The following is a 5,205-nucleotide window of genomic DNA, read 5'->3' on the forward strand; positions in this document are numbered from 1 at the left end:
AAATACTATTGTGATCAAGGAAGCGCGCAGTATCGACGGGACCGGCATCGTCTATCGGACCGAGGGGCCCGCGGATGCGCCGCCGTTGGTGCTCGTGCACGGCTGGTCGGCGGATCTGCGCTGCTGGGGGCGGGTGTTCGAGGAGTTCGCCACGGATTTCCGGGTGATCGCGGTGGATTTGCGCGGGCACGGATATTCGGATGCGCCGGGTTCCGGTTACGACGAGCCGAAGAACTGGGCCGGCGATATCGCGGCGGTACTGGCGGCGGAATCGATCGACTCGGGTGCGGTGCTTCTGGGATGGTCCTACGGCGGGATCGTGATCAGCGACTATCTCGCCGAGTACGGCAGCGGTGCGATCGCGGGGGTGGTCTTCACCGGGGCGATGGCCAATATCGGCAGGGGTGTGCCGGGTGCCGAGGTCGGCGCGGCGATGCAACAGGCCATCCCGGGCGTGTTCGAGGAGAGCCCGGGGCGGGCGATGCGCGGGTTCTCCGCATTCGGTAGTGCCAATACCGGTACCGGCGCGGACAAGGGGGCGGACGCGCAGCGGTTGTACGGGGCGAGTCTGTCGACTCCGCCGTTCGTGCGGAAGGCCCTGTTCTACCGCTCCGTGGACAACACCGAGACCCTGCGCAGGCTGGAAATCCCGGTTCTGGTGCTGCACGGTTCGGCCGATCCGGTGGTACCGGCCGCCGACGGCCGCTATATCGCCGAAACCGCGCCGCGGGGCCGGGCCTCGATCTGGGAGGGGGCTCAGCACGGGCTGTTCATCGAGGATCCGGACCGGTTCGTCACAGAGGTCCGCGATTTCATTCAGGAGTGCGGTGCTTGATTGCTTCGCCTCGGCATCGCCGGCTCCGGGCGTCCTCGGTGGCGAATAACGAGTGGGGTCATTCCGCGGGTGCAGCGACGTTATGTACAGGTGTCCGGCAGGCGGCCTCTGTACACATGGACTGCGCGGGCACGGCGCAGAATCCGGTATCTGTGATCACTTTCACCTCGCGGGAAGGAGCCGCCGGGTCGCTGTGTTGCACCGTGCAATATGGACAACGTGAGTGAACGCCCGGACCGACGGCCGAACCGTATCGCCGTACTGACGGTGCACACCTCACCACTGGCCCAGCCCGGTACCGGTGATGCCGGCGGTATGAACGTCTACGTGCTGCAAACCGCCGAACAGCTGGCCCAGCGGGGAACCGAGGTGGAGATTTTCACTCGGGCCACCTCCTCTGATCTGCCGCCGGTTCAGGAAGCCGCGCCCGGTGTACTGGTGCGCAATGTGGTCGCGGGTCCGTTCGAGGGCCTGGACAAACATGATCTGCCGACCCAGCTGTGCCCGTTCACCGCAGAGGTGCTGCGGCAGGAAGCCCGGCAGGTACCCGGCTATTACGACCTGGTCCATTCGCATTACTGGTTGTCCGGTCAGGTCGGCTGGCTGGCGCGGGATCGCTGGCGGGTACCGCTGGTGCATACCGCGCATACCTTGGCGGCAGTGAAGAACGCCGCGTTGGCCGACGGGGATTCGCCCGAACCGGTGACCCGGGAGATCGGTGAGAAGCAGGTGATCGCCGAGGCCGACCGGCTCACCGCCAACACTGCCCGGGAGGCCAGGCAGCTGGTCGATCTGTACGGGGCGTTGCCCGAACGTATCGATATCGTGCCGCCCGGCGCGGACCTGACCCGCTACCGCCCCGGCGACCGGGCTGCCGCGCGCGCCGAGCTCGGGTTGGCCGGCGATGAGGAGATTGTCGCGTTCGTCGGCCGCATCCAGCCGTTGAAAGCACCGGATGTACTGGTCCGGGCCGTTGCCGAGGCGATCCGGCGGCGGCCGGGCCGCAGAATGCGGGCGCTGATCGTGGGCGGGCCGTCGGGTAGCGGACTGGAACGTCCGGACGCGCTCATCGAACTCGCGGACCAGCTCGGTATCGGCGACCATGTGACCTTCCTGCCGCCGCAGCCCGCCGACCGGCTGGTGCTGGTGTATCGGGCCGCGAATCTGGTGGCGGTGCCGAGTTACAACGAATCGTTCGGTCTGGTCGCGCTGGAAGCGCAAGCCGCCGGAACTCCGGTGCTCGCGGCCGCGGTCGGGGGCCTGGGCACTGCGGTCCGGCACGAGCACAGTGGGTTGCTGGTGGCAGGGCATCGCATACCCGATTGGGCCGGTGCCCTGGAATACCTGCTGGACGATCCGGCCCGGCTGAATCTGATGGGGGAGCGCGCGGTCGCGCACGCCGCGGATTTCTCCTGGGCGCATACCGCGGAGAAACTGCTCGCCAGCTATACCGCCGCATTGTCCGGGCCCGGTCGCGCTGCCGGTATCCTCGGCGAGAGCCAGGCCAGATCGCGGGCGCTGTGGCGGCGCCGGACGGGAGTGCTCCGATGAGTGAGGTGCCGGAGACCGCGCGGATCGTCGAGGAGACGTTGCGCGACCGGGAGATCGAATACACCCGGCCGGCCGACGAAGTGTTCGTCGCGGTGCTGCCCGGTGAGCGGAAACTGAAAACCAATGTGATGCTCACCGTGGGCGGGCACGGAGTGCGGTTCGAATCGTTCGTCTGCCGTAAACCCGACGAGAACTTCGAAGGCGTCTACAAATTCCTGCTGCGCCGCAACCGGCGGCTCTACGGTGTGGCCTACACACTGGACAACGTGGGCGATATCTACTTGGTCGGTCGCGCCGCCACTCATTCGGTGACGGCCGAGGAACTGGACCGTATCTTCGGCCAAATCCTCGAAGCGGTGGACGGCGACTTCAACACGCTGCTGGAACTCGGTTTCGCCGAATCCATTCGTCGGGAATGGAAATGGCGGGTTTCCCGTGGTGAATCACTGAAGAACCTGCGCGCGTTCGAGCATCTGGTCGACGAAAACTCCTGAACGGGCTGTCGCCGTCACCGGTTCGACGGCCACCGGAATCGCGGCCGCGGCCGGACTGCCGCGCTCGACCGGCCACTCGACCCGATTGCCGGGACGGAGTCGTGGGCGGCCCTTCGTGCAGCGCAAGTGGTAGCGCACCGCCGACCATCGTGCACGAGATGGAGCCGGCATACCGTTCGCCGCCGGGCCGGTATGGGTGACAATCGGCGGACATGATTCGCGGGACGTCGACGGCGCGGTGCCGGCCGACGCCCGGATGGGCTGGTCGGGAGGCATGGATGGCGGTACTGGCGCTCGATGTCGGGGCGACGAAATTCGCTGCGGGGCCGGTCGACGATACGGGGCGCGTATACGCGGTCCGGCGGGCGTCGGTACCGGTCACCGGTGTGTGGGACGTATGCCGCGAGTTGCTGCTGGCGGTCGCCGGCGGTGAGACGGTGACGGCGGTGGGCATCGGATCGGCGGGGCCGGTGGACGTTCCGGCCGGGGTCACGGGCCCGCTCAACATCCCGGAGTGGCGGTCCGGATTCGGAATCGTCGCCGCAGTACATTCGCTTTTCCCGGGCGCGACCGTACGATTCGCGATCGACGGCGCGTGTCTGGCTCTGGCGGAACGGGATTCGGGCGCGCTGCACGGAGTCCGCAATGCATTGGCAATGACCGTATCGTCCGGAATCGGCGGCGGAATCCTCGTCGACGGGAGGGTTTCGCTGGGACGCACCGGAAATGCGGGACATATCGGGCATATCGTCGTGCCGGGCTGGGAAGTGCCCTGCGCCTGCGGCGGCGTGGGTTGCGTGGAAGCCGTGGCGAGCGGGATGTCCTCGGCGCGCTGGGCGCGGGAACGCGGCTGGAGCGGCGAGACCGGTGCCGAGCTGGCGCAAGCTGCCCGGGCCGGGGACCCGATCGCCCTGGCCGCGCTGGAGCGGGCCGGGACCGCGCTCGGTCAGGCGATCAGCTCCGCGGCCGGACTGCTGGATATCGACACGGTGGTGGTCGGTGGTGGTTTCGCCCACTCCGGCGAGCTCCTCTGGCGGCCGTTGCGCGCTGCGGTCGAGCGGCATGCGAAGCTGAATTTCGTACGTGGGCTCCGAGTCGAACTGTCCCGGCTCGACGACGGGGCCACCCTGGTCGGCGCCGGCGTCCTTGCGCACTCGGAAACGAGCCCCTTCGATCCCGAGGCCCCCCTCGGCTGAGGGAAGCCCCCGGAAGCAGAACCGACCGTTTCTCCTCCGACGCCGGAGGCGCCCCCATATAAACAGCATGGCAGGATTACGGCATGACCTACACCCTCGTTTTGCTGCGCCACGGCGAGAGCGAATGGAATGCCCTCAACCTGTTCACCGGCTGGGTGGACGTGCACCTCACCGATAAGGGCATCGCCGAGGGAAAACGCGCCGGGGATCTGCTGGCCGAACACGGCATTCTGCCCGATATCGCCTACACCTCGTTGCTGCGCCGGGCGATCTCTACAGCGAATTTCGCGCTCGATGCCGCCGATCGGCACTGGATTCCGGTGGTCCGCGACTGGCGGCTCAACGAACGCCACTACGGCGCGCTGCAGGGGAAGAACAAGGGGCAGATCCGCGACGAATACGGTGAAGACCAGTTCATGCTGTGGCGGCGTAGTTACGACACCCCGCCGCCGCCGATCGACCTCGACGACGAATACAGCCAGTCGGGTGACCCGCGGTACGCCGATATCGAGGTTCCGCGCACGGAATGCCTGCTCGATGTGGTGAACCGGATGGTTCCGTACTGGGAATCGACGATCTCGCAGGAGCTGAAGAGGGGCAAGACGGTGCTGGTGGCCGCGCACGGTAATTCGCTGCGTGCGCTGGTGAAGCATCTGGACCGGATTTCCGACGACGATATCGCGGGGTTGAATATCCCGACCGGGATTCCGTTGTGCTATGAGCTCGACGAGGATATGCGGCCGGTGCGTCCGCGGGAGTACCTGGATCCGGAGGCCGCTGCCGCCGGGGCTGCTGCCGTCGCGAGCCAGGGTGGGCGCTGAGTCTCAGCGACAGCGCCGCGGCTTAGGAAGGGTTGTGGCGCTTTAATTGTGGTGGTTTTCCGGGGGGGGGGGTGGGTTGAGGTTCTGTTGACCCTGGCTGCTGGGTAGCCCCTCTGTGGAGGGGAATTTCGGAGGGGCTACGCAGCGCGGGAGTGGGGGGCTGGTGGGCTTGTCATCAGGGTGGGGCACCGGTAATTGGCGGGGGACTTCGGGGGTGTTTCGCGGCGCGGGGTGGGGATCTGGTGGGTTTGCTATCGGGGTGGGCCATCCGTGAAGGAGTGGGCTGTGATTTTGGAGCCGCTCCGCGG

Annotated in this window: 5 protein-coding genes; all 5 read left to right on the plus strand. The window is 67.1% G+C overall.

Translation table 11 applies throughout. The annotated features are described in order from the left end of the window. The first annotated feature begins 7 nt into the window (after positions 1–7). The 5 genes from NS6_RS21005 to NS6_RS21025 all read left to right on the plus strand — a co-directional run bounded on the left by NS6_RS21005 (position 8) and on the right by NS6_RS21025 (position 4,897). Positions 8–835, plus strand: a complete 828-nt coding sequence (locus NS6_RS21005) for an alpha/beta fold hydrolase (RefSeq protein WP_068044388.1) — start codon at positions 8–10, stop codon at positions 833–835. Positions 836–1,045: 210 nt separating this feature from the next. Further along, the gene (mshA, locus tag NS6_RS21010; RefSeq protein ID WP_068044383.1) at positions 1,046–2,386 is read left to right on the plus strand and encodes a D-inositol-3-phosphate glycosyltransferase; all 1,341 of its coding nucleotides are present in this window, start codon (positions 1,046–1,048) and stop codon (positions 2,384–2,386) included. After that, complete coding sequence (locus NS6_RS21015; protein ID WP_068044391.1) at positions 2,383–2,880, plus strand: type III secretion system chaperone family protein; 498 nt, start codon at positions 2,383–2,385, stop codon at positions 2,878–2,880. The genes mshA and NS6_RS21015 overlap by 4 nt, the downstream gene beginning before the upstream one ends. Positions 2,881–3,158: 278 nt before the next feature. Beyond that, positions 3,159–4,076, plus strand: coding sequence for an ROK family protein (locus NS6_RS21020; RefSeq protein WP_068044385.1), 918 nt, complete (start codon positions 3,159–3,161; stop codon positions 4,074–4,076). Positions 4,077–4,159: 83 nt separating this feature from the next. Next, complete coding sequence (locus NS6_RS21025; RefSeq protein WP_068044387.1) at positions 4,160–4,897, plus strand: phosphoglyceromutase; 738 nt, start codon at positions 4,160–4,162, stop codon at positions 4,895–4,897. Positions 4,898–5,205 lie beyond the last annotated feature (308 nt).

It is taken from the genome of Nocardia speluncae NBRC 108251, from assembly GCF_001613245.1.
Classification (GTDB): Bacteria; Actinomycetota; Actinomycetes; order Mycobacteriales; family Mycobacteriaceae; genus Nocardia; species Nocardia speluncae.

Coding starts and splice junctions, on each gene's coding strand:
- NS6_RS21020 (WP_068044385.1), top strand. CDS start 3,159: ATGGCGGTACTGGCGCTCGATGTCGGGGCGACGAAATTCGCTGCGGGG.
- NS6_RS21025 (WP_068044387.1), top strand. CDS start 4,160: ATGACCTACACCCTCGTTTTGCTGCGCCACGGCGAGAGCGAATGGAAT.
- NS6_RS21015 (WP_068044391.1), top strand. CDS start 2,383: ATGAGTGAGGTGCCGGAGACCGCGCGGATCGTCGAGGAGACGTTGCGC.
- mshA (WP_068044383.1), top strand. CDS start 1,046: ATGGACAACGTGAGTGAACGCCCGGACCGACGGCCGAACCGTATCGCC.